Source organism: Ramlibacter algicola (genome assembly GCF_016641735.1).
GTDB lineage: Bacteria > Pseudomonadota > Gammaproteobacteria > Burkholderiales > Burkholderiaceae_C > Ramlibacter > Ramlibacter algicola.
The window spans coordinates 4,036,235-4,060,959 of the sequence record NZ_JAEDAO010000001.1; the positions used below are offsets into that span (position 1 = coordinate 4,036,235).

The following is a 24,725-nucleotide window of genomic DNA, read 5'->3' on the forward strand; positions in this document are numbered from 1 at the left end:
TGTGGATTGCGGGTCGAGCCCGCAATGACAACGACCGACTTGTCGTTCCGGCCCCTCACATCGCCCGCGCGATCACTTCCTTCATGATCTCGTTGGTGCCGCCGTAGATGCGCTGCACGCGCGCGTCGGCCCACATGCGCGCGACCAGCGTCTCCTGCATGTAGCCCATGCCGCCCCACAGCTGCAGCAGCTCGTCGAGCACGCGGCATTGCGTCTCGGAGCCCCACAGCTTGGCCATCGACGCCGTCGCGGTGTCCAGCTCGCCGGCCACCAGCCGCTCGATGCAGCGATCGATGAAGGCCCGCCCCGCCGTGACTTGCGCTGCGACCTCGGCCAGCTTGAACCGCGTGTTCTGGAAGTTCGCGATCGGCTGGCCGAACGCCTGCCGCTCGCGCACCCAGGCGAGCGTCGCCTCGTACGCGCCTTCCATGCAGGCTTGCGCGGCAACGCCGATGATCAGGCGCTCGTACGGCAGATCGCCCATCAGCTGGTAGAAGCCCTGGCCCTCGCGGCCGCCCAGCAGGTTCGCCGCCGGCACGCGCACGGTGTTGAAGAACAGCTCCGACGTGTCCTGCGCATGCATGCCGATCTTCTCCAGCCGGCGGCCCACCTGGTAGCCGGGGCAGTCACCCGTCTCGACACAGACGATCGACATGCCCTTGGCGCCCTGCGCCGGATCGGTCTTGCACACCACCAGCACCATCCCTGCGAGGAAGCCGTTGGTGATGAAGGTCTTGCTGCCGTCGACGACGTAGTGCCCGCCGTCGCGAACGGCCCGCGTGCGCACGCCCTGCAGGTCGCTGCCGGCGCCGGGCTCGGTCATCGCGATCGCGCCGACGATCTCGCCGCGCGCCATCGGTGGCAGCCAGCGCTGCTTCTGCTCCTCGGTGCCGTGGTTCAGCAGGTAGTGGGCGACGATCGCATGCACCGACGCGCTCATGCCCGTGAGGCCGCGGCGCGCCATCTCCTCGTCGACCACCGCCTGGTGGCGGAAGTCGCCGCCCCCGCCGCCGTAGGCCTCGGGAATGTCCACGCACAGCAGCCCCGCGTCGCCCGCACGCCGCCACATGGCGTGGCCGACGTGGCCGTCGCGGCGCGCCTCTGCATCGCGCGGCGCCATCTCCTGGTCCAGGAAGCGCGCCACGCTGGCGCGGAAGGTCTCGAGGTCGGCGTCGCTCCACGAGCGCGGGAACTGCAGCGGCATGCGGCCATTGTGCGGCGCGTCCCTGCCGCGGCGGTGCAGGGATTCCCGGATCACCTTACGATCGCGCGCATCCCCAACACGCCTGGAGAAGAACATGCCCAAGCTGCTGCACGCCGTCCTCGCGAGCGCCCTGCTCGCCGCCGCCACCTTCGTCCCGCCGGCCGTCCTGGCCGAAGCCCCGCTGCAGAAGGTGCAGGCGCCGGGCTGGTACCGCTTCATGGTCGGCGACGTCGAAGTCACGGCGCTGTCGGACGGCACGTTCAAGCTGCCGGTGGCCCAGCTGCTGAAGGGCGACAAGATCCAGATCGGCGACGCGCTGCGCCGCAACTTCCTGGGCGAGCAGGTCGAGACGTCCGACAACGCCTACCTCGTGAACACCGGCAGCAAGCTGGTGCTGATCGACACCGGCGCCGGCGTGACGATGGGCCCCGGCACCGGTGGCCTGCAGGCCAACCTGCGTGCGGCCGGCTACAAGCCCGAGCAGGTCGACGAGATCTACATCACCCACATGCACGGCGACCACATCGGCGGCCTGCTGGACGGCGCCAACCGCGCGTACCCCAACGCCACGCTGCGCATCGACAAGCGTGACGTCGACTACTGGGGCAGCGAGGCGACCATGAACGCCGCCCCGGCGGAATTCCGCGACTTCTTCAAGCCGGCCATCGCCGTGGTCAAGGCCTACGGCGAGGCCGGCAAGCTCAAACCCTTCGAAGGCAGCACAGCCCTGGTGCCCGGCGTGCGGGCGATCGCCAACTACGGCCACACGCCCGGCCACACGATCTACAGCATCGAGAGCAAGAACGAGAAGCTGGTGCTGTGGGGCGACTTGATGCACGTCGCGGCCGTGCAGTTCGAGGACCCCAGCGTCACGATCCAGTTCGACAGCGACAACGCCGCCGCGCTCAAGCAGCGCCAGGACGCGTTCGCCGATGCGGCGAAGAACGGCTACCTGGTAGGCGCCGCCCATCTCGCCTTCCCCGGCGTCGGCCGCCTGCGCGCCGCGGAGAAGGGGTACGTGTTCGTGCCGTTGAACTACAGCAGCTTGAAGTGACAGCCCAAAGGCGGGCGTAGCCGCCCGAGGGCTGTCATCCCGGCAGCCACGCTGTCATCCCGGCAGCCACGCTGTCATCCCGGCAGCCAAGCTGTCATCCCGGCGAAAGCCGGGATCCATGCGTGCACCCGCGCGAAGGTTGGGAATGGATTGCGGGTCAAGCCCGCAATGACAGCCCACGGTTGTCATCCGACGCCGCGGCGACCATCGCCACGGTGATCGCGAGCAGCGCCCAGGTCATCGGGAGGGCGCCACCGCCGTCGACCGCGCGCGCAGGGTGGTTTGCAGTTCGTACAGGCCCATGCCGGCGAGCATGGCGACCACGAACAGCACGGCCTGCAGGCTGCCGGTGCCCAGCGCGACCAGGGCCGGGCCGGGGCAGAAGCCCGCCAGCCCCCAGCCGGCGCCGAACAGCAGGCCGCCGGCCACGAGGCGGCGGTCGATCGTGCGGCGATCCTCGGGCAGCCGCATCGGCAGTCCCAGCACGGACAACGGACGGCGCTGCGCGAGACGGAACGCGAACAGGCCCACCAGCACGGCGCCGCCCATCACCAGCGCGAGCGAGGGATCCCAGCGCCCGGCGATGTCGAGGAAGCCCAGCACCTTGGCGGGGCTGGCCATGCCCGAGACGAGCAGGCCGAGGCCGAACACGAGGCCGGCGACGAAGGAAGCGATCTGGGCCATGGTGGTCTCCTCACGCGCCCAGCACGTGCCGCACCATGAACACGGTGACGAAGCCCGCGCCCATGAAGGCGGCAGTGGCCACCAGCGAGCGCAGCGACAGCCGCGACATGCCGCACACCCCGTGGCCGCTGGTGCACCCCGAGCCCAGCCGGGTGCCGAAGCCCACCAGCAGGCCGGCGAGCACCAGCGTGCCGGGCCCGGCCCCGATGACGGGCAGCGGCACCGGCGCGACGAGCGCGTAGGCGACCGGCGCGAGCACCAGGCCGCCGATGAATGCGGCCCGCCAGCCGAGGTCGCCGCGGACCGGGCGCAGCAGGCCGCCCAGCACGCCGCTGATGCCCGCGATGCGGCCGTTGAGCACGGCGAACAGGCCCGCGGCGAGGCCGATGAGCATCCCGCCCGCCAGCGCGGTCCAGGGGGTGAAGGACGTCCAGTCGATGGTCATGGCATCACTCCGGGCAATACAGGCGGTGCAGCACCGCGACGACTTCCAGCACCGAGTGGTCGGCGATGCTGTAGTAGATGTTCTTGCCGTCCCGACGCGTGGTGACGGCGCCTTCGTTGCGCAGCACGGCCAGTTGCTGCGACAGCGTGGGCTGGTGGATGTCCAGCGCCTCCTCGAGCTCGCCGACGTTCATTTCGCCCTGCGACAGCTGGCACAGCAGCAGGAGGCGGTCCTCGTTGGCGAGCAGTTTCAGCACGGCGACGGCCGCGCCCGCGCCTTCACGCAGCGCTTCGGGGTGGAGTTGCAGTTTCCTGGGCATGTGCATCGGTCCTTCAGTTTTAGTCTATCGATCAATATATTGTTGTCAAGTAGATTGTTTTCCAAGGAGCCGCGCCGCCACACGCCGGCCGACATGGCCTACCCGGTGGGCGACGCGGTCTTCGTCGGCGACACGCTGTTCCTGCCGGACGTGGGCACCGCCCGTGCCGACTCCCCCGGCGGGGACGCGCGGACGCTGTATCGGTCGATCCGTCGGCTGCTCGACTTGCCGGGCGACACGCGCGTGTTCGTCTGCCACGACGACCCGCGAGCCGGCCTGGGAGACGACCGTGGCCGCGCAGCGCGCGTCGAACATCCACGTGCACGACGGCGTCGACGAGGCCGCATTCGTCGCGATGCGCCGCCTACCTGCGCGTGCCGCTGAACGTGCTCGGCCACGCCTGAGGAATCCGTCTTCCCCGCGGAAGCGGTGGATTCCCGCCTTCGCGGGAATGACGGTGGGGCGCGGGGATGACACGGGGGGCGTCTTTACAGAGCCGAAACGCTAAGCGCTCTTATCATCGCGGCTTCACCTCGAGGCCGCTGTCCCGATGTCCATGGTTTCGCTGGCGCTGCGGCGCCCCTACACGTTCATCGTGATGGCGCTGCTGATCGTGCTGGCCACGCCGCTCGCCCTGCGCAACATGGCGACGGACATCTTCCCGGAAATCAACATTCCGGTCGTCAGCATCATTTGGAACTACGGCGGCCTGCCGGCGCAGGAGATGGGCCAGCGGATCGCCGCCCAGTCCGAGCGCAGCCTCACCACCCTGGTCAGCGACATCGAGCACATCGAGTCGACCTCGCTGCCCGGCATCGCGGTGATCAAGGTCTTCTTCCAGCCCAACGCCAACCTGCAGAACGCGATGGCCCAGGTGGTCGCGGGCATGCAGGCGCAGGTGCGCCAGCTGCCGCCGGGCATCACGCCGCCGCTGGTGATCAAGTACTCGGCCTCGAGCATCCCGGTGGTGCAGTTGGCGCTGTCCAGCAGCACGCTGCCCGAGCAGTCGGTGTTCGATGCGGCCGTCAACCAGCTGCGCCCGCAGCTGGTGACCATCCCCGGCGTCGCCATCCCGTTCCCGTACGGCGGCAAGGTCAAGGTGATCTCGGTCGACCTGGACACCAATGCGCTGCAGTCGCGCGGCCTGTCGCCGGCCGACGTGGTCAACGCGATCAACACGCAGAACCTGATCCTGCCGTCGGGCACCGCCAAGCTGGGCGACACCGAGTACACGGTGCGCATGAACGGCTCGCCCGAAGCGATCGCGGGCCTCAACGACCTGCCGGTGCGCACCACCGGCGGCGCCACCACCTACCTGCGCGACGTCGCCTACGTGCGCGACGGCTTCCAGCCGCAGACCAACGTGGTGCGCCAGGACGGCCAGCGCGGCGTGCTGCTGTCGATCCTGAAGAACGGCGGCGCGTCCACGCTTGACATCGTGGACAACCTGCGCGAGATGCTGCCGCGCGCGGCCCAGCAGCTGCCGCAGGACATCAAGATCACGCCGCTGTTCGACCAGTCGCTGTTCGTCAAGGCGGCCGTCAAGGGGGTGCTGGCCGAAGCGCTGATCGCCGCCGGCCTGACCGCCGCCATGGTGCTGCTGTTCCTGGGCAACTGGCGCAGCACGGTGATCATCGCCATCACCATCCCGCTGTCGATCCTGGCCTCGATCCTCGCGCTGTTCGCGCTGGGCGAGACCCTCAACATCATGACGCTCGGCGGCCTGGCGCTGTCGGTGGGCATCCTGGTCGACCAGGCGATCGTGACCATCGAGAACATCGAGCGCCACCTGCACCTGGGCAAGCCGCTGCGCGAAGCCATCGAGGTGGGCGCCGGCGAGATCGGCACCCCGGCGTTCGTGTCCACGCTGTGCATCTGCATCGTGTTCGTGCCGATGTTCTTCCTCACCGGCGTCGCGCGCTTCCTGTTCGTGCCGCTGGCCGAGGCGGTGGTGTTCGCGATGCTGGCGTCGTACTTCCTCTCGCGCAGCCTGGTGCCCACGCTGGTGATGCTGATGATGGGCGGCCACCAGTCCGGCGGCAGCGGCCCGCTGCAGCGCGTGTACCAGGCGTTCGACCGCCGCTTCGAGCGCCTGCGCCGCGCCTACTCGCTGCTGCTGTCCACGGTGCTGGTGCGCCGGCGCGCGTTCGGCGGCGCGTTCCTTGCGTTCTGCGCGCTGTCGTGCCTGCTGGTGCCGGCGCTGGGCCGCGACTTCTTCCCCAGCGTCGACGCCGGCCAGATCCGCCTGCACATGCGCGCGCCGACCGGCACGCGCATCGAGGAGACGGCGCGGCTGGCCGATCGCGTCGAGGTCGCCATTCGCGAGCTGATCCCCGCCGAGGAACTGGAAACCATCCTGGACAACCTGGGCATCCCCAACAGCGGCATCAACCTGTCGTACAGCAACTCGGGGACCATCGGCACGCTGGACGGCGAGATCCTGATGTCGCTGAAGGAAGGCCACCGCCCCACGCAGCACTGGATGGCGGTGCTGCGCAGCGAGCTGCCCAAGCGCTTCCCCGGCGTGGAGTTCTTCTTCCAGCCGGCGGACATCGTCACGCAGATCCTCAACTTCGGCCTGCCCGCGGCCATCGACGTGCAGTTCTCCGGCAACGACCTGGAAGGCAACGCGCAGCTCGCGGCCGAACTCACCAAGCGCATCCGCCAGATCCCCGGCGCCGTCGACGCCCACGTGCACCAGCGCCTGGACGGCCCGGCGCTGAACCTGCAGATGGATCGCACGCGCCTGCAGCAGCTGGGCCTGTCGGCCACCAACGTCGGGCAGAACGTGCTCATCGCGCTCTCGGGCAGCTCGCAGACGGCGCCCGCGTTCTGGCTCAACCCGCAGAACGGCGTCGTCTACAACGTCGTCACGCAGACACCGCAGTACCAAGTCGACTCGCTGTCGGCGCTGCTGGGCATCCCGGTGGGCACCGGCAGCGCGCAGAACGCGGCCAGCCCGCAGCTGCTGGGCAACCTGGTCGAGGCACGCCCCGGCCGGCAGCTGCCCATCGTGTCCCGCTACAACATCGCGCCCGCCGTCGACGTGTACGTCAGCGTGCAGGGAACCGACCTGGCCAGCGTCGCGTCCAGGGTGCAGAAGCTGGTCGACGACGTCCGCCCCAAGCTCAAGCGCGGCAACTCGGTCACGATGCGCGGCCAGGTCGACACCATGCAGCGCTCGTTCCTGGGCTTGGGCATTGGCCTCGCGGGCGCGATCGTGCTGGTCTACCTGCTGGTGGTGGTGAACTTCCAGTCCTGGATCGACGCCGCCATCATCATCGCGGCCCTGCCCGCCGCGCTGGCCGGCATCGCGTGGATGCTGTTCATCACCGGCACGACGCTGAGCGTGCCGGCCCTCACCGGCGCCATCATGACCATGGGCGTGGCCACGGCCAACTCGATCCTGGTGATCGCCTTCGCGCGCCAGCAGCGCGAGGTGGGCTCCACCCCGTTGGCCGCCGCGCTCGAGGCCGGCGCCACCCGAATCCGCCCCGTGCTGATGACCGCCCTGGCGATGATCATCGGCATGATCCCGATGGCGATCGGTCTGGGCGAAGGCGGCGAGCAGAACGCGCCGCTGGGCCGCGCCGTCATCGGTGGCCTCGTCTTCGCCACCGTCTCCACCCTGCTGTTCGTGCCCGTGCTGTACGCGGGCGTGCACGACTGGCTTGCGCGCCGTGCGGCGGCGCGCGGCCAGGCCCCGCACGTCCCGCCGCTCCCGCAAGGAAGCTGATCCCATGTCGCAACAGACCCATTCGTCGCTGGCCGTCCATCCCGTCGAGGACGACGGCAGCGAGCTCCTGCGCCGCCGCCAGGTGGCGCGCCGCGCCCGCATCACCGCGATCGTCGTGCTGCTGCTGCTCGGCGCCGGCGCGGCGCGCACCGTCGTCAGCCGCATCGCGAACTCGCGCGCGCTCGACGCCGCCGCGGCCGAAGCCGGCACGCAGTACGTGCGCACCACCGTCGTGCCAGGCGGCGCGGGCAAGGGCCAGGTGCTCACGCTGCCCGGGACGCTGCAGGGCTTCGTGCAATCGCCGGTGGCTGCACGCGCGGGCGGCTACCTGCGCCGCTGGACCAAGGACATCGGCAGCCGGGTGCAACAAGGCGAGCTGCTGGCCGAGATCGAGACGCCGGAACTGGACCAGCAGCTGTCGCAGGCGATTGCCGCGCGCAACCAGACTGCCGCCAGCATGGAACTCGCGCGGACCACCATGGAGCGCTGGGAGGCGCTGCGCAAGCGCGACGCCGTGTCGCAGCAGGAGCTGGAAGAGCGCCGCAGCGCGTTCGCGCAAGCCAAGGCAAACCTGGCCGGCGCCGACGCCAACGTCGAGCGGCTGCGCCAGCTGGAAAGCTTCAAGCGCGTGGTGGCGCCCTTCTCCGGCGTGATCACGCGCCGCAACGTCGACATCGGCGACCTGATCGATTCCAACAAGCCGCTCTTCCTGCTGTCGCAGACCGACCCGCTGCGCGTGTACGTCAACGTGCCGCAGGCGTACGCCCAGCTGGTGCGCGTGGGCCAGGACGCTGTCGTTTCCCAGTCGGAACTGCGCGGCCGCACGTTCCCGGCCCGCGTGGCGCGCACCGCGGCGTCCATCGACACCAGCAACCGCACGATGCAGGTCGAGGTGACGCTGCCCAACAAGGACGGCGCGCTGCTGCCCGGCGCCTTCGTCAACGTCGAACTCGCCGCGGCGCCGAGCACCGTGCCTGTGGTGCCGTCGAACGCGCTGCTGTTTCGCGGCCAGGGCGTGCTCGTCGCACGCGTGGGCGAGGACGGTGCCGTGAAGCTGCAAACGGTGCGCCTGGGCCGCAACTTCGGCGACAGCGTCGAGGTGCTGGAAGGCATCGAGGCCGGCCAGTCGCTGGTGCTCAACCCCTCGGATTCGCTCGCCGACGGCGACAAGGTGCAGGTGGTCGCCGACAACCGCGCGCCCGCGGCATCGGCCGCGAAGGGCCGCCCGTGAGGCGCGCGCTCGCGGCGCTCGCGCTGCCGCTGCTGGTCTCCGCTTGCGCCTCTGTCGGTCCCGGCTACGAGCGGCCGCAGGTCGACCTGCCCGCGGCCTGGAAGACCGAGGCGCCCTGGCGCGCCGCCAAGCCCGACGACGCCGCGCCGCGCGGCGCGTGGTGGCAGGCCTTCGGCGACACGGCGCTCGACGCCTTGATGGACCAGGCGCTGCAGGCCAGCCCCACGCTGCAGGTGGCCACGGCGCGGCTCACGCAATCGCGCGCCGGCGTCGACCTCGCCAACGCCGGCCTGTTCCCGCAGGTGTCGGTGTCCGGCCGCGCCGCGCGCCAGCGCATCTCGGCCAACCGGCCGCTGACCAACTACTCGGCAACGAACCAGAGCACGGTGCAGAACGACTTCACGCTGTCGTTCAACGTCGCCTACGAAGCCGACCTGTGGGGCCGCGTGCGCAGCAGCCTGGAGCAGGCCCGCGCCAGCGCGCAGCAATCGGAAGCCGACTGGCAGAACGTGCGGCTGGTGCTCACCACCGACCTGGCCGCCGCGTACTTCAACCTGCGCGAGCTGGACATCGAACTGGACGTGCTCGCGCAGTCCATCGCGCTGCAGCGCCGCGCCCTGGACCTGGCGACGGCGCGGCATGACCTGGGCGCGACGTCCGGCCTGGACGTCGCGCAGCAGCAGGCGCTGCTGGACAGCACGCTGACGCAGGTCGACGTGCTGCGCCGCCAGCGCGACCAGTTCGAGCATGCAATCGCGACGCTGGTCGGCCAGCCTGCGCCGACGTTCTCCATCGCACCTGTCGTCGCCGAGCGCGCCGCGCCGCTGGTCGCCGTCGGCGTGCCTTCGGACCTGCTGCAACGCCGCCCCGACATCGCGTCCGCCGAGCGCGCCATGGCCGCCGCCAATGCGCAGATCGGCGTCGTGCGGGCCGCCTACTATCCCAGCTTCACCATCGGGCCGTCGATCGGCACGGAGAGCCGCACGCTGTCGTCGCTGTTCGACGCGCCCAGCCTGCTGTGGTCGTTCGGCGTGTCGCTGACGCAGCCGCTGTTCGATGCCGGCCGCACCGACGCCAACGTCGCCATCGCCGAAGCGGGCTACCAGGTCGCGGTGGCGAACTACCGGCGCGTGGTGCTGACCGCGATGCAGGAGGTCGAGGACGGCATGACCGGCAGCGCCGCATTGGATCGCGCCGTCGCCCAGGCGCGTCGCGCCGTGGAGAGCGCCGACAAGGTGCTGCGCATCGCGACCGACCGCTACGAAGGCGGCGCGACGTCGTTCACCGACGTCATCGCCGCGCAGCAGTCGCTGCTGACCGCCCGCCGCCAGCTCGCCCAGCTGACGGGGCAGCGGATGCTGGTGTCGGTGTTTTTGGTGAAGGCGGTGGGCGGGGAGTTCTGACACCCTTTCGTCATTCCCGCGAAGGCGGGAATCCATCGCTTCCATTCTTCCTGCAGAGGGAAGCGATGGGTCCCCGCCTCCGCGGGGACGACGAAGCTACGTGCAGTGCATCGCCTTCTTCAACGCCCGCACCTTCTCCACCGGCACTTGCGCGAGCGACGGCGGGTCCAGCACGTTGTCTTCCTCGCGCACGATGCCCAGCTTGCCATCGTCCTGCTCGCGCCAGACCAGGTAGCCGCAGTGCAGCGCGAGCTTCGCGGTCGTCGACGCGAAGTCGACCGCCGCGTACACGCCGGGCCTCGCCTGCGGCGGGTCCTTGTACCAGGTGATGCGCAGCAGCTTGCGTGACCGCACGCCGCCCGCGCGCTGGTTGAACTCCTGCACGCCCTTGCGCCATCCGTCGAACGAGACCTGCGCCTTCTGCGTCGGCGCGTACTGGCGGAAGGCGGCGTCGAACCGCCCCGCGTCCCGCGCGGCGAAGTAGCGGCGCGACTGCTCGACGACGTGCCGCACCTGCTCCGCGCTGGGCATCCAGTCCTTGTCTGCATTCACGGGCGCCAGCACGATCGGGACTTCGCCGTTGAGCGGGTTGGCCATCGCGGCCCCCGCGAGAAGCACCAGGACAAGGAAGCGGATGAGGTGCATGCGGCGATGATGCCTCATGCATTGCCCGGCGGCCTTGTCATTGCGCGCTTGACCCGCTATCCGCTCTCTTTGTCATTCCGGGCTTGACCCGCAATCCACACGCAGGCGCGCGAGCGCCGCATGGATTGGCCTTCGCCGGAATGACAAGGGTCAGGCCGCGCTCACCGCGAACACCGGCCCTTCGACCCTCTCGCCGACCTCCACCCCACGCTCGGCGAACCACCCCTGCGGCATCTCCAGCACGTAGCGCACCGGATGCGGACAGGTCGTGGTGTCCAGGGTGTGCGGCTCCATGTCGTCGACGTGCAGGATCGTGCCGTCCTCGTCCAGGAACGCGATCGACAGCGCGAGCGGCGTGTCCTTCATCCAGAAGCGCTGCACCTCGGCGCGGTCGCAGACGAACAGCATGCCTTCGTCGGGCTCCAGCGACGTGCGGTGCATCAGCCCCAGGGCGCGTTGCTGGCGCGTGCGGGCCACGTAGGCGTCGATCGGGTGGCCGCCGGCGGCCAGTTTCATGCGGATCTGGTGCATCGGCGGCATTGTTGGCACGCCAACCCGCGCGCGCTGCCCGAACCGGCCGCAGCCGGTTGTAGGCCGCCGCCGGAATGAGGCCGGCTACCCCGCCGTCGCCTGCCTGAGCGGTACGTCCGCCACGCGCATCGACACCACCTTCGGCGCATACGGCACGGCCTGGCGTCCGACCTCGCGGAACGCATAGCGCGCGTGGAACCGTTCCGACGGGGCGTTCGGCGGGTCGCTATCGATCTCCAGGGCCACCAGCGGCACGCCGCCAGCCGCAGCCTGCGCGACCACTTGCCCGTAGAGCTGCGTCGCGATGCCGCTGCGGCGCGCCTGCTCGCCCACCACCACCCGGTCGACGTACAGGAAGCGGTCGTAGCGTTGCGCGAACCACTGGTAGTTGACGCTGTCGTACGCCGCGCCTTCGCGGAACGCGAGCAGGAAGGCGACGACCTCGCCCGCGCGTTCGACGACCGTCGCGAGCGCCGCCTGCGCATGCAGCTGGGCGAGCCGCTGCGAATCCATCGCGCTGAGGAACTGCACCGACTCCGCATTGAGCCGCAGCACCGCGGCATGGTCTGCGGCGACCAGGGGACGCAGCGTCACCGCGCCTAGCGCCCTGCCGCCGTCGCAGGCGATCCGGCGAAGAACAGCTGCCACGAGATGCGCCCCGGCACCGCGGTGAACAGGCCGACGGCCAGCGTCGCGCCGAGCACCAGCACCCGCATCAGGTGCGCGTGCTGCGCCACCTCGTGGCGGCGCGCGTGCCACACGGCCTTGCCGAGCAGGCCGATGACGATCACGGCCAGGATCTGCAGCAGGCCGACGTGCTGTTTCATGGCCAATGCGCTGCCGCACAGGGCGAGCATCACCGTGGCCCACGCGTAGCCGAGCGCCCGATGGCGCGGCGTGCCCTTGGGGGCGCGCAGCTGCAGCACGCCCAACGCCATCGCGACGAAGCCGGCCAGCAGGTGCACCTGCGTGCTCCACGACGCGTGCAGCAGCACCTGCGGATGGAAGCCGAAGCCGCGGAAGGCGTCGGGCAGGTCCTGCAGCCGGTCGACCACGACCGCGACATAGGCCACCGTGACGATCGCGACGGCGATCCACGCCTGCGATGCGCCCGGTCCGCGCAGGCGCTGCCGCAGCGTGCTCACGACTGGGCCGCGTCGCGCTTCACGCGCGCGAAGTAGAAGGCCAGGCTTTCGCCGCCGCCTTCCTGCAGCAGGCGGAACACTTGCCCGACTGGGTCGTAGAAGCGGCCGCTCTTGCCGCGGATGCCGGGCACCCGCGCGCCGGCCTGCAGTTCCGCGGCAGTGGGTTCGTCCCACAGGCCGTCGGTGTTGCGCACGAGCACCTCGCCGACGTAGCAGCCCAGCACCAGCAGGACCTGCGCCGCGGCCGCGGGCGACGCGCCTTCGTCGCGCATGTCCAGCACGATGTTGTCGATGGCGACCAGGCTGGCCGGCGAGTAGTCGAGGTCGACGTCCTCGGCCTTCTTCGCCAGCGGGATCGCGCTGGCCGCCAGCGCGCGGGCATCGCGCACGGTGAAGGGCGGCAGGTCCCGGGCGGCCGGTGCGGGCGACGGCGCATCGGTCGGCGGCGTTGCAGCCTGTTGGGCCACGGCCAAGGCAGGCACTGCGGCGAACGTGCAGGTCGCGGCTGCACCGAGGAGGAAGGCGCGGCGGGCGCAACGGGAAGCGGTCATGGGCGGATTGTCGGGGAATCGGCCCGGCTGCCAACGACGGCGGCGGGCTGCCGAGCTAGGCCCTGTGCTCGATGTCCGCCGGCAGGCACGAGGCGACGCGTCCGGTCATGCGTCCTTCCGCTGGCACACCGCCTCGACGTTGTGCCCATCGGGGCCGATGACGAAGGCGGCGTAGTAGTGGGGCGAATACTGCGGCCGCAGGCCGGGCGGGCCGTTGTCCTTGCCGCCGGCCGCGAGGGCCGCGCGGTAGAACGCCTCGACCTGCTCGCGCGTCTTCGCCTTGAACGCGAGGTGCAGCGGCGCGATGGGACCTTGGCCCTGGAACAGGCACAGCGACGCGTCGTCGCCTTTCGCGACCAGCTCGATGCCGTAGCTGGGTGCCCCCTCGCCGACGGCGGCGACGTCGAGCGGCGCGAGCGCGGTGAGAAAGAATGCCTTGCTGGCCGCGTAGTCGCTGCAGCCGATTTTCACGTGGTCGAACATCGGGTCTCCTGGGATAGCATCCGCGGCGGCCGGCTCGTCGAGCCGTCGGGAGGACGCATGGCGAAGTATGTGATCGGACCGGACGTGGCCCTGGCGCTGGCCGAGCGCGAGGCGGCCGTCTCGCCCCAGCACCGCTTGCTCGCGCCCACGCTGTTGCGGTCGCAGGTCCTGGCGCAACTCTATACCGAGGTGCGGCGCGGCACGCTCGATCGCCAGCAGGCCGACCGCCGCCTCGACTACCTGCGCGGACTGCAGATCCGCCTGCTGGGCGACCGCGTGCTGCAGCGCGCGGCCTGGCGCATCGCGCAAGACCTGGACTGGGCCGACACGTTCGTGGCCGAGTACCTGGCGCTCACGACATTGCAGGCCGACGCATTGGTCATCCGCGATGCGGCGCTGGCGCAGGCCGCGTGCAGGGTGGTGCCCGTCGTGGACATGGACACACTGCTGGGGTAAGGCGTCTCGCGAAGAAGCGGGATCGGAAGCGCTGGGTCCCCGCCTCCGCGGGGACGACGAAGTCTTGTCATTCCCGCGGAGGCGGGAATCCATCGCTTGCACACGAAGCTCGGACCTAGACGTTCTGCGCGATGCGCCAGAGCACGCCACTCGGGTCGCTGAGCACGAAGTCGCGCATGCGCCACGCTTCGGTGAAGCCGAGGTCCGCATAGAAGCGCTTGGACAATGCATAGTCCTTCGCCGGCACGAACGCCTTCAGTTCGACCGCCTTCAGGTTCGCCGCGGTCACTTCTTGCCTTTCGACGACCGCTCGTCCTTGCGCCAGTACTGGAATTCGTCCTCGTGCACCTCGAGGTCCAGTTCGCTGACGCGCGCCTGCAGGCGTTCCTGCACGTCGAACACCGCCTTGTTGTAGATGGCCGGGCCGATCTCCTCGAGGAAGAAGCCCAGCAGGCCGCCGGCGGCGACGTTGCCGATCGGCTCGTCCATGTTCTCGCGGAAGTAGCGCTCGATGGAGGCGACGGCCTGCGCGCGGGCTTCCTTGGTGAGTTCGATGGCCATGGCGATCAGCGTTCCTGCCGGAACAGCGCGTTCAATTCGACGCCCGAGGCGGCTTGCGAGAAGCCGTCGAAGCGGCCCTCCTCGGCGATCAGCCGCGCGGCGTTCATGAAACCGCCCCACGCAGCGCGAGCCAGCGCGCCGCCGACGCTGATGCGGCGCACGCCCATGGCCGCGACGTCGGCGACCGTGAAGTCGGACGTGGCGCCGATCAGCAGGTTCACCGGCCTGGGCGCGACCGCGCGCACCACGGCCTCGATCTGCTCGCGCGTGCGAATGCCGGGGGCGTAGAGGCAATCCGCGCCGGCTTCCGCGTACGCCTGCAGGCGCCGGATGGTGTCGGCGAGGTCGGGACGGCCGACGAAGAAGTTCTCGGCGCGGCCGACCAGCAGCGTGTCACCACCGGCTTCGTCGATCGCGCGCCGCGCGGCGCGCATGCGCTCGACCGCCACCGGGATGTCACGCAGTGGCGCATCGGCATCGCCCGTCGAGTCCTCGATCGACAGGCCGGCGACGCCGGTCTCGATGGCCAGCCGAACGTTGCGCATCACGCCGGCGGGGTCCGGCGCGTAGCCCGCTTCGAAATCGGCGTTGATCGGCAGCCGCGTCGCCACAACCATCTCGCGGAGGTGCGCGAGCACCTCGCCGACTTCCACCTGCCCATCCGCCTTGGCCTGCGCCCAGGCCGATCCCGAACTCGTCGTCGCGAGCGCCTGGAAGCCCAGCTGCTCGAGGTAGCGCGCGCTGCCGGCGTCCCACGGGTTCGGGATCACGAAGCAGCCGGACGCGTGCAGGTGCCGGAACGCTTGCCGCCGCGCGGCGATGCTGGGGGTATCGGTCATGGGAGCTCCCTCAAGACTGCGGGTCGAAGCCGAACACGCGCAACTCCTGGCTGCAGCGGCAGGCTTTCGCCAAACGTGCGGCCCAATCCACGGCTTGCTCGCGCGACGGCAGTTCCAGCACGGTGAAGCCGCCATCCAGCGGCGGCGCCCGATAGCCGCCGTCCGTGACGCGACCGTCGGCCGCGACCAGCACCGGTGGCACGCCGGCGTCGATGCCGCCGCCGAACACGTACACGCCGGCCGCCTTGGCCTGCTCGATCACGGCGTGCGAGTCACGCACCACCGCGTCCCAATCGCCCTCGGGGACGACCATCGCGGCGGCGGGGAAGGAGATCAGGTATTTCGCCATGGCAGCCTGTGCACGTCGCCGTCGTTCGGCGTTGCATGGTTCATGCGGCCATTCTCGTCGCCGCCGCCACGGCGTCAAACCGCAGGCTCATCGAGACGATGTCCGCGCAGCGGCCTAGGGCTCGATCGAGGCGCCCCAGGGCGTCACGCGGACCTTGAGGAGGCGCGGGCCGAGCTCGGTGCGGTACGTGATGGCGACGATGGCCGCGCGGCCGACTTCCGAGGACACGTCCTCGACCTGGCTCAGGGCGACGTTCCAGACCTGGCCTTCCAGGTCCAGGCAGAACGTCGCACGGCCGGCCCCTTCGCCGAAGTCGGCCACCTCGATGCCCAGCACGCGATGCGCCTTGGCGGCGCCGCATTCCTTGCGGCCGGCGTAGTAGCCGACCGTGACCGCAAAGGGGGAGGCGTAGCCGAAGTCGTACAGCAGCAGTTGCGCCGGCCGCGGCTTGGGCGCTTCGCGCATCCGGGTGATGGTGGCGGCGCCACACGCGAAGGCCGTGCACAGGCCCAGGAGCAGGAGGGTCAGCGACCGCGCGCGAATCACGGCGCGGGCTTTCGTGGACGGGGTGAACGAGGCGCCACGACGGCCATCAGTGCATGCGGAAGGCGAACCACGACGGTGATCGTACCGTCAGGACGTGGGCGGCCGCAAAGAAAACCTGAATGGCGTCGCGGGCAGCGTCTTGTCTTCGGTCAGCCGACACCGCGATCCGGTCCGGCTGGCACCAGCAGGAGGTCATCGCACAGCCGGCCACGGCAACGGTCCGCGAATGCCACCAGTTCGGGCAGGTTGCCGGGATAGCCGTCGTGCAGCGACCGGTCGATCGCGTAGTACTCCTCGTAGTCGCACAGGCGGTTCGCGACCGGGATCGACAGGTAGTACCGACCCGACTCGAGTTCCCGCCCGATGCTGAAGCGATGCTCGCGGCTCCAGGCGGTGTCGGCGAACTTCATCGGGCGCGTCGCGGCGCGGTCAGGGCTTCGCCTGGCCCGCGCCGGTGAGGTCCGGCTTCATCGGCCGCTCGACGGAACGGACCACGCCATGCTTGTGCAAGGCGGCCACTTCGCTGCGGGGAAGGGCCAGCGGGTCGCCTTCGAAGTACGTGGCATCGGTGAGCTGGCCGCCACGCATGTCACTCTGGGCCCGCGACATCTTGTCGTAGGCCACCGAGGGCGTGTCGAACTCCACGCGGTCGCCGTCCACGCGGCGCACCCGCAGGACGCCGTACATCTCCAGCGACTGCGGCCGCTTCAGCAGCGAGGAGAGATTGGCGAGATAGAGGTCGCCCTTCTGCGGGGAAGCCAGGTAGGCGTCGTACTGTTCGCCGTTGCGCAAGCCCGCCACCAGGCCGAAAACGATCATGCAGGCGATGCCAGCGACCACGAAGATCCAGGCCTTCGAGGAGGAGGCCGGAATCTTCGGCTTCCCCAGCTTCGCCTCGACCGCCTGCGTCGCGAGCTTCTCGCCGCGATTGCAGACCTCGCAGACCAGCCCGTACTGCTTGTCCGACAGCCACTTGAACACGTACCAGAGGTGGCTGACCTTGTATTGCAGCACCAGCCGGAAGCCGCGTTCCCTCTCGCAAGCCGGGCACGGCTTGCTGCCTTGCGGCCCCAGGTCCATGACCCCGCTTTTCGATCCCCAAACCAGCATTGCCCGTCCTCGTCTTCTTGTCGTGCGGATCCGTGGTCACGGCCCGGCGACGGATTGTCGCAGCCGACGCAAGATCTCGAGCGTCGTGTTGGATGCTTCGCAACACGTGCTGGCTTGAACGTGCACCTCACCCCACGACTTGTCGTTCCCCTTCAGGTCAGCCCCAGCCCCGCAAACGTGCTGAATTCCGCGGAACTGTCGGGGGGCACCGTCAGGGTGACATCCCTGAGGACGTCGCCGTCGTATTCGGCAATGACCACGCAGCTGCCCAGGGCCTCGTCGATGTAGCCACCCGCCGCCACGAAGGCGTCGGGATCGATCTGCACGGTGCCTGCCGGCGCCGCGCCGGCCAGCTTCTCGGCCCGGGCGCGTTCCTTGCCGAGCAGCACCAGGAAGTCCTGCCCGTCCACGTGCGCGCGCGCCACCGTGCAGCGGCCCGTGACGATGCCCATGCGCAGGCGCGTCCGCGCCGTCCGTTGCACGGCGAGCGCGATGCCCAGCGCGCCACTCGTCGTGGGGCAGCTGACCAGGATGAACTCTCCGGCGCAGGGATCGATCCGGCCGCCGTGCACGCGGGCGGCCTGGTTCACCGCGGCCACGAGGCTGGTCCGGGTCGTCGGGCCGGCTTGCTCGCATTCGATGGCCACGATGGTCCGCGCGGCGGTGCCGAACTGCGCATGGCCGGTGCCGTCCTCGAACAGGCTGCGCCACACGCTGGCGGGGAAATGGCGCTGCACCTGGCCGGAGAACTCGTCGAGCAGCGAACTCTTCTCTTCCACACGGATCATGGTTGCCTCACTCCTTGGATGAGTGATGACACCATGCGGCGCCGGCGCGGCCCTAGGTCAATTGCCGCAGGGGCCGTGCGAGGAATCCATCGAGTCCCCGATGGATGGCCGCCGCCGCAGCTCCGGCGGTCAGGGCTTCACCAGCCTCTTGCGCACGGCATACAGCGTGAGGCTGGCCACGTCCTTCAGGTCCAGGCGCTCCATGATCCGCGTGCGGTGGACGTCGACCGTCTTGGAGCTCAGGTCCAGTTCGAAGCCGATCTCCTTCGACGACTTGCCGCTCGCCAGCATCGTCAGGATCTCGATCTGGCGCGGGGTCAGCAGCTCTTCCACCGTGGGCTCGGCCGGCTGCAGCAGGCGCTCGGCGACGCCCCGGCCGAAATAGGTGCCGGTCGCCATCACGTTGTGCAGGGCCATCTCCAGGTCGAACCGCGGCGCGTCCTTGCGCACGAAACCGCTGGCACCGTTGGCCACCGCGCGCTTCACGTCCTCGATCGAGTTGGTCATGGATAGCATGATCACGTGCAGCCTGGGATAGCGCTCCCGGATCCGGCGCACGGCCGTGATGCCGTCCATGCCCGGCATGTCGATGTCGGTGATCACCACGTCGGGCTGGACCGATTCCAGAAGCTGCAGCAGTTCGGCACCGTCGCTGGCCTCGGCGACGACCTCCACGTCCTTCATCTGCGACAGCAGGGAGCGGATGCCGGACCGCACGAGCTCGTGGTCGTCGGCGAGCACCACCCGGATGGCCTGGCTGGCGGGCATCATGCGGCGCGTCCTCCGGCGCCTGGGGACTCCTCGCCCGGGGGCGTTTCTGCGATGGTCACTCCTGGCTCCTGCGTGGACTGCGAGTCGATGTACGCGTTCAGGCGCGTGCACTCGTGCTCGAACTGCGGCATCACGGCGTCGACGGCCTCCCACACGCCGGCGCGGGCGGCGCCGTGGATCCGTTCGCAGGCGCCGGCGAAGTCGTGCGCGCCCACCATCTTGCTGGACCCCAGCATGCGGTGGCTGGCCCGCGCGGCCAGCGTCACGTCGCGCGCGCCCACCGCACGGCGCAGCATCACCGTGTCGTCGTTGTTGGCGCGCTGGAAGAAGCGCAGGATTTCGCGCACCGTCCCCGGGTCATGGCCCCAGGTGTCCCGCACCAGCGTCAAGTCCAACGGGGTGTCACTGTCCCTGGCGGGATCGACGGCGTCGGCCGCGTCCTCCCCGGGCAGCGGCAGCCAGCGCTGCAGCCGCTGGTGCATCGAGCGCAAGTCGACCGGCTTGACCAGGCAATCGTCCATGCCGGCGGCCAGGCACTTGTCGACCTCGCCGGCGAGCGCATGCGCGGTGCAGGCCAGCACCGGCGTTCGCGGCGCGCCTCGCGCATGCTCCTCGGCCCGGATGGCGCGGGCCAGCTCGTACCCGTCCATGCCCGGCATTTCGCAGTCCGTGATGACGATGCAGTAGCGGCCCGACTGCCACATGCGAAAGGCCTGGTGCCCGTCTTCGGCCGTGTCGGCGGCATAGCCGAGCGTGTTCAGCTGCCGCTGCAGCAGCATGCGGTTGGTCGGGTGGTCGTCCACCAGCAGCACCAGCGTGCCCTCGCGCTCGGCCTGTGCCGCGTCGCGCGCGCGGCGCGGGCGGATCGTCGCTGCGCCCTCATCGGCCGCGACCGGCTCCTGCGCTGGTTCGTCCACCAGCTCGAACGCCAGGTCCAGCGTCATTGTCGTCCCTCGCCCGAGCTCCGACGCCATGTCGACGGAGCCGCCCATCATCTGCGCGAGCCGCCGGCAGATCGTCAGGCCCAGTCCGGTGCCGCCTGCGCGCCGCGCCGCCTCCGCATCGCCCTGGCTGAAGGGCTGGAACAGCCGGCGCTGGTTCTCCGGCGAGATGCCGATGCCCGTGTCGCGCACCTGGAAGCGGATGCGCTCGCGGCCCTCCTGCCGGCCCAGGCCCTGCGCGACGATCTCCACCGAGCCTTCGGTGGTGAACTTGAGGGCGTTGCTGACGAAGTTGTCCAGGATCTGCCGCAGCCGCAGGATGTCAACCCGCAGCACGGGGCTGATGCCGGGATCCACGGAGCTGCCGATCTTCAGCCCCCTGCCGGCGGCCGCCGGCGCGTGCATGCGTTCGACGTCCTTCAGCACCTGCGCGATCGAGCCCGGCTCCGGGCGGATCTCCATCTGGCCCGCTTCGATCTTCGAGAAGTCCAGCACGTCGTCCACGATGCGCAGCAGCGACGCACTCGAGGCCCGGATGACCTCCAGCGTCGCGCGCTGCTCCTCGTCCAGCCGCGTGAGGCTGAGCAGCTCCAGCATGCCCAGCATGCCGTTCATGGGCGTGCGGATCTCGTGGCTCATGGTGGCCAGAAACGTGCCCTTGGCGCGGTTGGCCGCGTCGGCTTCCGCCGTGCGCCGCTCCAGTGCCGCGTTCAGCCGCAGGATCTCCGCCTCGCGCTCCTTCTTGTCGGTCACGTCCTCCGAGATGCCCAGCACGAAGCGCGGCTGCTCGAGTTCGTCGTAGATGGCCAGCTTGCGCGTGTGCAGCGTGCGCAGCCCGCGGTGCGCCGTCTGGACCGGTTCGTCGAAGGACCCGATGGTTCCCGTCACCAGCACCTCGCGGTCGCGGGCCTTGAAGAAGGCCGCTTGCTCCGGCGGGAAGAAGTCGTCGACGTTCTTGCCGACGGCCCGTTCCTTCGACAGGCCGGTCACTTCCTCGAACGCGCGGTTGACCCGGATGAAGCTCAGGTCGTGCGCATCCTTCACGAAGATCATGTGCGGGATGTTCTCGATCACCTGGTCGAGGAAGCGGTTGGCCAGCGCGATCTCCGCCGAGCGTTGCTCCAGCGATTCCTTGCTTTCGGTGAGTTCGCGGTTGCGCTGGATCGCGGCTTCATACGTGGACAGCAGCAGGTTCAGGATCTGCAGCCGGTCGGCGGTGATGAAGTGCCGCTGGCCGTTGAAGAAGATCCCCACGCCCATCCCCGGGTCGTCGGGCCGCCGCATCTCGCGGTTGGCCAGCACGTAGCGGACCCGGCCCAGCATGTAGCGCTCGTCGTAGGGCTTGAGCACGAAGTTGTCCGCGCCGCACTCCAGCCCGCGGATCACGTCCTGCGGGTCCGACATCGTCGTCACCAGGATCACGGGCACGTCGTGGAAGTCCGGCAGCGCCTTCATGCGGCGCGACAGCTCGTAGCCATCGACCTCCGGCATGTTCACGTCGCTGATCACGAGGTCGGGCCGGAACGCCGGCAGCATCTCCAGCGCCAGCCGCCCGTTGGCAGCGATCGCGACCTCGTAGTCCTGCTGCCGCAGCAGGTGCTGCAGGCGCTCGGCCTGCGTGCGGCTGTCTTCGGCAACCAGGATCTTCAGCGGCGTGTTCGCCGGGGGGGGCGTCTGCGGGGTCACGATGGCTCCATCAGCCGGGGACGGGGTGGGCGAGCGCGACCAGCGCGTCGGCGATGCGCTCGGGGGGCAGGATCTGCGCGGCGGCATTCAGCGCGATGGCCGAGCCCGGCATGCCGTGCACGACCGAGCTGCCCTGGTCCTGGGCGATGGTCGCCGCGCCGCGGTCGTTCATGGCCTTCAGTTCCCGGGCGCCGTCGTGGCCCATGCCGGTGAGCAACACGCCCACGGCGGCCGGCCCGCAGTGCTCGGCCAGGCTGCGGAACAGGAACGACACGGCGGGGCGCACGTGGTTCTCCGGCCGCTCGCGACTGAGGACGATGCGGCCGTGCGCGCCGATGCCCATGTGGAAGTCGTCGGGCGCGAGGTAGACGTGGCCCGGCAGCGGCTCGATGCCGTAGGAGGCGATGCGCACCTGCAGGCCGGTGGTTTCCGCCAGCCACGCCACCATGCCCGCGAGGAACCCCGGCGCGATGTGCTGCACCACCAGCACCGGCAGCGGGAAGGATCTCGGCAGGCCGCCCAGGATGGTCTGCAGCACCGGCGGCCCGCCGGTGGAGGCGCCGATGCCCACGATGCGCGGCGCGGTCGCGCAGCTCCCGTTGGGCGGTTTCGTCGCGAGCGACTCCGGACCGGCGCCCGCGTGCGGCCGCGGCCGGCGGCGCACCACCTTCACCTCCGACATGAGCCGCACCGTTTCCAGGAGGTGGGCCACCTTGGCGGCGAACTGCGGGTCGTCCTGGGCCAGCGGCTTCTCGATGCAGGCGATGGCGCCCGCCTCGAGGGCGCGAAAGGCGATCGCGGCGTCCCGGGTGTTGCTGACCGCGCTGCACACCACGATCGGCAGCGGCTGGCTTTCCATGATCCGCCGCGTGGCCTCGAACCCGTCCATCCGTGGCATGTGGATGTCCATCAGGACGACGTCGGGCTTGGCCTGCTGCACGAACTGCAACGCCGCGTCGCCGTCGCTCACGGCGCCGACCACATCGATGCGGGGGTCGGACTGCAGCAGGCGCACCAGCAGCAGGCGCGCGACGCTGGAGTCCTCCGCCACCAGCACCTTGATGGCTGCGCGCCCCGAGTCCTTCATGGCCGATGCATCGGTCACAGCAGCCGCCCCACGGCTTCGAGCAGGGTGCTCTGGTCGAAGCTGCTCTTGACGATGTAGGCGTTGGCGCCGACGTCGACGCCGCGCTCGCGGTGCTCGCGGCTGTCCAGCGCCGTCACCAGCACCACCGGCAGCTCGGCGAGCTTGCGGTCGCCGCGGATGCGCGCGGTGAGGTCGAAGCCGTTCAGGCGCGGCATTTCCACGTCGGACACGACGAGGTCGAAGGCTTCGGCCCGCAGGCGGTTGAAGGCGTCCAGCCCGTCCAGCGCGGTGGTCACGCGATAGCCCGCGCTTTCCAGGATGCCCTTGATCAGCATGCGCGAGGTGATGGAGTCCTCGGCCACCAGGATGGATGGCCTCGGAGTCGACGACGGAGCGGGCGCGTCGCGCGCCTCGACCGGGCGCGGCGGCGCACGGCGCGCCGAATGCAGCAGGTCACCCACGTGCAGGATGAATGCGATGCCGCCGGTCGGCAGCACGGTCGCGGAAGCCACGTTGCGCACGCGCACCAGCGGTGGCAGCAGCGGCTTGGCCAGGAACTCCTGTTCGTCCAGCACCTCGTCGACGGCGAAGGCCACGCGCTCGTCGCCGCTGCCCGCGATCACCAGCGGCGTGCCTCTTGCGGCAGCACCGGTGGGCTGCGTGTCCGGCAACTCCAGCAAGTGCGCCAGCCGCACCACCGGCAGCACGCGGCCGTCCAGCGCGATCGTGTCGCGGCCTTCGACAGTGCGGATGGCGTCGCCGCGCGCGATCGTGGCGCGTTCGACGTGCGGCGTCGGCAGCACGAGCATCCGTCCCGCCGCTTGCACCAGGATGCCGCGGAACGTGGCCCGCATCGCCGGCACGACGATGCGAAAGGTGGTGCCCGCCCCGGGTCGGCTTTCCACCGCCACGTCGCCGCCGAGCCGGACCGCCCTTTCCTGCACGATGGCCAGGCCAAGGCCGCGTCCGGACAACTCGGTGAGCATCGGGCTGGTGGACACGCCGGACCGGAAGATGAGGGCCTGCGCCTGCGCGTCGGTCAGTGCGGCCACTTCCGCGCCGGTGGCCGCGCCGTGCTTCACGGCCGACGCCTTCACCTTCGCCGTGTCGATGCCGGCGCCATCGTCGCCGAGCGTGATCTGCACCTTGCTGCCCGCCAGCTGCTGCAGCGCCAGGCGCACCTGCGCGCGCGCCGGCTTGCCGTGCCGCACGCGCTCGGCCGGCGCTTCGATGCCATGGTCGACGCAGTTGCGCAGCAGGTGGATCAGCGGATCCTTCAGCGTGTCGAGGACCTGCTTGTCCAGCACGATGTCCTCGCCCTCGACCTGCAGGTCCGCTTCCTTGCCCTGTTCGCGGCACAGGTTGCGCACCAGCGCGGGCAGCGGCGCCGCGATGGTGGAGAACGGCAGCTGCAGCAGCTTCTTCGAATTGGCCACCAGCTCGTCGACCAGCTTGCCGACGGCGGTGCGCTCCTGCTCCGCCACGCGGACCAGGCCGGTGACCTGGCGCTCCAGGGCCTGCAAGCGCTCCCGTGTCTCGCCGCCCGCGGCGGCGGACTCGCGGCGCCAGGCCTGCACGCGCTGCGCCAGCCCGCGCAAGTCCGCCACGCGCTGGCCGGCTCCAAGCTTCACCGCCAGCATTTCCTCCGCCTCGAGCAGGCGGGCGTCGAGGGCGTCGACGCCCACGCGCACCGTCGCCGCGCCGGGCGCGGCCTCGGGCATCGCGCCGGCCGACGGCTGCGGTTGCGCCGGTGCAGGCGCCGCGGGCGCGAATGCGGGGACGACCGCGTGCGTGCGCTGCGGCTGCGTCGTTGCATAACCCGGCGCACCGACCAGCGCCGCCGCGCGCGTCACCCGCGAATGCAGCTGGTCCAGCACGGCAGGTGTCGGCTCGCTCTCGCGCCGCTTCCAGGCCGCGAAGATGTCTTCCAGCGCCTGGCACACCGATTCGACGTCGCGCAACTCCACCGCGCGTGCGGCGCCCTTGAGGCTGTGCGCCGCGCGGAACACATCCTCCACGATGGCATGGCGCTGCGCGGGCGCGCCACCGCGTTCCAGCTGCAGCAGGCCGGTGGAGATGACGTGCAGGTGCTCCTCGGCCTCCACGCGGAAGGTCGCGCGCAGCTGCTGGAGGAAGTCATCCGTGGAGCTCATGCCAGGG

At 70.3% G+C, this 24,725-nt stretch carries 27 protein-coding genes and 1 pseudogene; 6 read left to right on the plus strand and 22 right to left on the minus strand.

Features of this window, described 5'->3' with window-relative positions:
• Positions 1-55: 55 nt before the first annotated feature.
• On the minus strand, positions 56-1,204 hold the full coding sequence (locus I8E28_RS19805) for an acyl-CoA dehydrogenase family protein (RefSeq protein ID WP_200789942.1): 1,149 nt from the start codon (positions 1,202-1,204) through the stop codon (positions 56-58).
• A 94-nt stretch (positions 1,205-1,298) separates the two neighbouring features.
• Here I8E28_RS19805 and I8E28_RS19810 point away from each other — a divergent pair, with 94 nt between their 5' ends.
• The gene (locus I8E28_RS19810) at positions 1,299-2,258 is read left to right on the plus strand and encodes an MBL fold metallo-hydrolase (RefSeq protein ID WP_200789943.1); all 960 of its coding nucleotides are present in this window, start codon (positions 1,299-1,301) and stop codon (positions 2,256-2,258) included.
• Between the two features lie 237 nt (positions 2,259-2,495).
• Here I8E28_RS19810 and I8E28_RS19815 read toward each other — a convergent pair whose 3' ends face one another.
• The 3 genes from I8E28_RS19815 to I8E28_RS19825 are packed head-to-tail and all read right to left on the minus strand — an operon-like array spanning position 2,496 to position 3,706.
• Positions 2,496-2,942, minus strand: a complete 447-nt coding sequence (locus I8E28_RS19815) for a YeeE/YedE family protein (protein ID WP_200789944.1) — start codon at positions 2,940-2,942, stop codon at positions 2,496-2,498.
• 10 nt (positions 2,943-2,952) lie between these two features.
• Complete coding sequence (locus tag I8E28_RS19820; protein WP_200789945.1) at positions 2,953-3,387, minus strand: YeeE/YedE family protein; 435 nt, start codon at positions 3,385-3,387, stop codon at positions 2,953-2,955.
• 4 nt (positions 3,388-3,391) lie between these two features.
• Positions 3,392-3,706 (minus strand): ArsR/SmtB family transcription factor, encoded by a 315-nt coding sequence (locus I8E28_RS19825; protein ID WP_200789946.1) that lies wholly within the window; start codon positions 3,704-3,706, stop codon positions 3,392-3,394.
• 78 nt (positions 3,707-3,784) lie between these two features.
• Here I8E28_RS19825 and I8E28_RS19830 point away from each other — a divergent pair.
• The 4 genes and pseudogenes from I8E28_RS19830 to I8E28_RS19845 all read left to right on the plus strand — a co-directional run.
• Positions 3,785-4,121: pseudogene (locus I8E28_RS19830) on the plus strand (MBL fold metallo-hydrolase); the annotation flags it as partial.
• 135 nt (positions 4,122-4,256) lie between these two features.
• Positions 4,257-7,442 (plus strand): efflux RND transporter permease subunit, encoded by a 3,186-nt coding sequence (locus I8E28_RS19835; RefSeq protein WP_200789947.1) that lies wholly within the window; start codon positions 4,257-4,259, stop codon positions 7,440-7,442.
• A 4-nt stretch (positions 7,443-7,446) separates the two neighbouring features.
• Complete coding sequence (locus tag I8E28_RS19840; protein ID WP_200789948.1) at positions 7,447-8,673, plus strand: efflux RND transporter periplasmic adaptor subunit; 1,227 nt, start codon at positions 7,447-7,449, stop codon at positions 8,671-8,673.
• Entirely contained in the window at positions 8,670-10,076 is a 1,407-nt protein-coding gene (locus I8E28_RS19845; RefSeq protein ID WP_200789949.1) for an efflux transporter outer membrane subunit, read from the plus strand. The genes I8E28_RS19840 and I8E28_RS19845 overlap by 4 nt, the downstream gene beginning before the upstream one ends.
• Positions 10,077-10,172: 96 nt before the next feature.
• Here I8E28_RS19845 and I8E28_RS19850 read toward each other — a convergent pair whose 3' ends face one another.
• The 6 genes from I8E28_RS19850 to I8E28_RS19875 all read right to left on the minus strand — a co-directional run bounded on the left by I8E28_RS19850 (position 10,173) and on the right by I8E28_RS19875 (position 13,431).
• Positions 10,173-10,721, minus strand: coding sequence for a DUF4019 domain-containing protein (locus I8E28_RS19850; RefSeq protein ID WP_200789950.1), 549 nt, complete (start codon positions 10,719-10,721; stop codon positions 10,173-10,175).
• 150 nt (positions 10,722-10,871) lie between these two features.
• On the minus strand, positions 10,872-11,252 hold the full coding sequence (locus I8E28_RS19855; protein ID WP_200789951.1) for a DUF192 domain-containing protein: 381 nt from the start codon (positions 11,250-11,252) through the stop codon (positions 10,872-10,874).
• A gap of 84 nt (positions 11,253-11,336) precedes the next feature.
• Positions 11,337-11,846 (minus strand): GNAT family N-acetyltransferase, encoded by a 510-nt coding sequence (locus tag I8E28_RS19860; RefSeq protein ID WP_200789952.1) that lies wholly within the window; start codon positions 11,844-11,846, stop codon positions 11,337-11,339.
• Between the two features lie 5 nt (positions 11,847-11,851).
• Positions 11,852-12,397, minus strand: a complete 546-nt coding sequence (locus I8E28_RS19865; RefSeq protein ID WP_200789953.1) for a DUF2306 domain-containing protein — start codon at positions 12,395-12,397, stop codon at positions 11,852-11,854.
• Positions 12,394-12,948, minus strand: a complete 555-nt coding sequence (locus I8E28_RS19870) for a hypothetical protein (RefSeq protein ID WP_200789954.1) — start codon at positions 12,946-12,948, stop codon at positions 12,394-12,396. Before I8E28_RS19870 ends, I8E28_RS19865 begins: the two co-directional genes overlap by 4 nt.
• Positions 12,949-13,053: 105 nt before the next feature.
• Positions 13,054-13,431, minus strand: coding sequence for a VOC family protein (locus tag I8E28_RS19875; RefSeq protein ID WP_200789955.1), 378 nt, complete (start codon positions 13,429-13,431; stop codon positions 13,054-13,056).
• A gap of 57 nt (positions 13,432-13,488) precedes the next feature.
• Here I8E28_RS19875 and I8E28_RS19880 point away from each other — a divergent pair, with 57 nt between their 5' ends.
• Entirely contained in the window at positions 13,489-13,887 is a 399-nt protein-coding gene (locus tag I8E28_RS19880) for a PIN domain-containing protein (RefSeq protein ID WP_200789956.1), read from the plus strand.
• A 115-nt stretch (positions 13,888-14,002) separates the two neighbouring features.
• On the opposite strand, the gene I8E28_RS19885 is transcribed toward I8E28_RS19880, so the two are convergent.
• From I8E28_RS19885 to I8E28_RS19940, 12 genes are all read right to left on the minus strand, one after another.
• A complete protein-coding gene (locus I8E28_RS19885; RefSeq protein WP_200789957.1) occupies positions 14,003-14,176 on the minus strand; it encodes a VOC family protein in 174 nt (57 codons plus the stop codon).
• A complete protein-coding gene (locus I8E28_RS19890) occupies positions 14,173-14,448 on the minus strand; it encodes a DUF2164 domain-containing protein (RefSeq protein WP_200789958.1) in 276 nt (91 codons plus the stop codon). Before I8E28_RS19890 ends, I8E28_RS19885 begins: the two co-directional genes overlap by 4 nt.
• Before the next feature lie 5 nt (positions 14,449-14,453).
• On the minus strand, positions 14,454-15,287 hold the full coding sequence (locus tag I8E28_RS19895) for an isocitrate lyase/PEP mutase family protein (RefSeq protein WP_200789959.1): 834 nt from the start codon (positions 15,285-15,287) through the stop codon (positions 14,454-14,456).
• A 10-nt stretch (positions 15,288-15,297) separates the two neighbouring features.
• The gene (locus I8E28_RS19900; protein ID WP_200789960.1) at positions 15,298-15,636 is read right to left on the minus strand and encodes a YciI family protein; all 339 of its coding nucleotides are present in this window, start codon (positions 15,634-15,636) and stop codon (positions 15,298-15,300) included.
• A gap of 114 nt (positions 15,637-15,750) precedes the next feature.
• Positions 15,751-16,182, minus strand: a complete 432-nt coding sequence (locus I8E28_RS19905) for a hypothetical protein (protein ID WP_200789961.1) — start codon at positions 16,180-16,182, stop codon at positions 15,751-15,753.
• A 149-nt stretch (positions 16,183-16,331) separates the two neighbouring features.
• The gene (locus tag I8E28_RS19910; protein WP_200789962.1) at positions 16,332-16,592 is read right to left on the minus strand and encodes a hypothetical protein; all 261 of its coding nucleotides are present in this window, start codon (positions 16,590-16,592) and stop codon (positions 16,332-16,334) included.
• Positions 16,593-16,611: 19 nt separating this feature from the next.
• Complete coding sequence (locus I8E28_RS19915) at positions 16,612-17,262, minus strand: hypothetical protein (RefSeq protein WP_200789963.1); 651 nt, start codon at positions 17,260-17,262, stop codon at positions 16,612-16,614.
• 182 nt (positions 17,263-17,444) lie between these two features.
• A complete protein-coding gene (locus I8E28_RS19920; RefSeq protein ID WP_200789964.1) occupies positions 17,445-18,080 on the minus strand; it encodes a hypothetical protein in 636 nt (211 codons plus the stop codon).
• A gap of 129 nt (positions 18,081-18,209) precedes the next feature.
• Positions 18,210-18,851 carry a response regulator transcription factor gene (locus I8E28_RS19925; RefSeq protein WP_200789965.1) on the minus strand — a complete coding sequence of 214 codons (642 nt, stop codon included), beginning with the start codon at positions 18,849-18,851 and terminating at the stop codon, positions 18,210-18,212.
• Positions 18,848-21,478 (minus strand): response regulator, encoded by a 2,631-nt coding sequence (locus I8E28_RS19930; protein WP_200789966.1) that lies wholly within the window; start codon positions 21,476-21,478, stop codon positions 18,848-18,850. The genes I8E28_RS19925 and I8E28_RS19930 overlap by 4 nt, the downstream gene beginning before the upstream one ends.
• Positions 21,479-21,488: 10 nt before the next feature.
• Positions 21,489-22,583 (minus strand): chemotaxis-specific protein-glutamate methyltransferase CheB, encoded by a 1,095-nt coding sequence (gene cheB, locus I8E28_RS19935; protein WP_338050809.1) that lies wholly within the window; start codon positions 22,581-22,583, stop codon positions 21,489-21,491.
• On the minus strand, positions 22,580-24,718 hold the full coding sequence (locus I8E28_RS19940) for a hybrid sensor histidine kinase/response regulator (protein ID WP_200789967.1): 2,139 nt from the start codon (positions 24,716-24,718) through the stop codon (positions 22,580-22,582). Before I8E28_RS19940 ends, cheB begins: the two co-directional genes overlap by 4 nt.
• Between the last annotated feature and the right edge of the window lie 7 nt (positions 24,719-24,725).

Coding starts and splice junctions, on each gene's coding strand:
- I8E28_RS19910 (WP_200789962.1), bottom strand. CDS start 16,592: ATGAAGTTCGCCGACACCGCCTGGAGCCGCGAGCATCGCTTCAGCATC.
- I8E28_RS19855 (WP_200789951.1), bottom strand. CDS start 11,252: ATGCACCAGATCCGCATGAAACTGGCCGCCGGCGGCCACCCGATCGAC.
- I8E28_RS19920 (WP_200789964.1), bottom strand. CDS start 18,080: ATGATCCGTGTGGAAGAGAAGAGTTCGCTGCTCGACGAGTTCTCCGGC.
- I8E28_RS19925 (WP_200789965.1), bottom strand. CDS start 18,851: ATGATGCCCGCCAGCCAGGCCATCCGGGTGGTGCTCGCCGACGACCAC.
- I8E28_RS19850 (WP_200789950.1), bottom strand. CDS start 10,721: ATGCACCTCATCCGCTTCCTTGTCCTGGTGCTTCTCGCGGGGGCCGCG.
- I8E28_RS19875 (WP_200789955.1), bottom strand. CDS start 13,431: ATGTTCGACCACGTGAAAATCGGCTGCAGCGACTACGCGGCCAGCAAG.
- I8E28_RS19840 (WP_200789948.1), top strand. CDS start 7,447: ATGTCGCAACAGACCCATTCGTCGCTGGCCGTCCATCCCGTCGAGGAC.
- I8E28_RS19870 (WP_200789954.1), bottom strand. CDS start 12,948: ATGACCGCTTCCCGTTGCGCCCGCCGCGCCTTCCTCCTCGGTGCAGCC.
- I8E28_RS19880 (WP_200789956.1), top strand. CDS start 13,489: ATGGCGAAGTATGTGATCGGACCGGACGTGGCCCTGGCGCTGGCCGAG.
- I8E28_RS19820 (WP_200789945.1), bottom strand. CDS start 3,387: ATGACCATCGACTGGACGTCCTTCACCCCCTGGACCGCGCTGGCGGGC.
- I8E28_RS19915 (WP_200789963.1), bottom strand. CDS start 17,262: ATGGACCTGGGGCCGCAAGGCAGCAAGCCGTGCCCGGCTTGCGAGAGG.
- I8E28_RS19895 (WP_200789959.1), bottom strand. CDS start 15,287: ATGACCGATACCCCCAGCATCGCCGCGCGGCGGCAAGCGTTCCGGCAC.
- I8E28_RS19825 (WP_200789946.1), bottom strand. CDS start 3,706: ATGCCCAGGAAACTGCAACTCCACCCCGAAGCGCTGCGTGAAGGCGCG.
- I8E28_RS19890 (WP_200789958.1), bottom strand. CDS start 14,448: ATGGCCATCGAACTCACCAAGGAAGCCCGCGCGCAGGCCGTCGCCTCC.
- I8E28_RS19805 (WP_200789942.1), bottom strand. CDS start 1,204: ATGCCGCTGCAGTTCCCGCGCTCGTGGAGCGACGCCGACCTCGAGACC.
- I8E28_RS19900 (WP_200789960.1), bottom strand. CDS start 15,636: ATGGCGAAATACCTGATCTCCTTCCCCGCCGCCGCGATGGTCGTCCCC.
- I8E28_RS19940 (WP_200789967.1), bottom strand. CDS start 24,718: ATGAGCTCCACGGATGACTTCCTCCAGCAGCTGCGCGCGACCTTCCGC.
- I8E28_RS19835 (WP_200789947.1), top strand. CDS start 4,257: ATGTCCATGGTTTCGCTGGCGCTGCGGCGCCCCTACACGTTCATCGTG.
- I8E28_RS19810 (WP_200789943.1), top strand. CDS start 1,299: ATGCCCAAGCTGCTGCACGCCGTCCTCGCGAGCGCCCTGCTCGCCGCC.
- I8E28_RS19815 (WP_200789944.1), bottom strand. CDS start 2,942: ATGGCCCAGATCGCTTCCTTCGTCGCCGGCCTCGTGTTCGGCCTCGGC.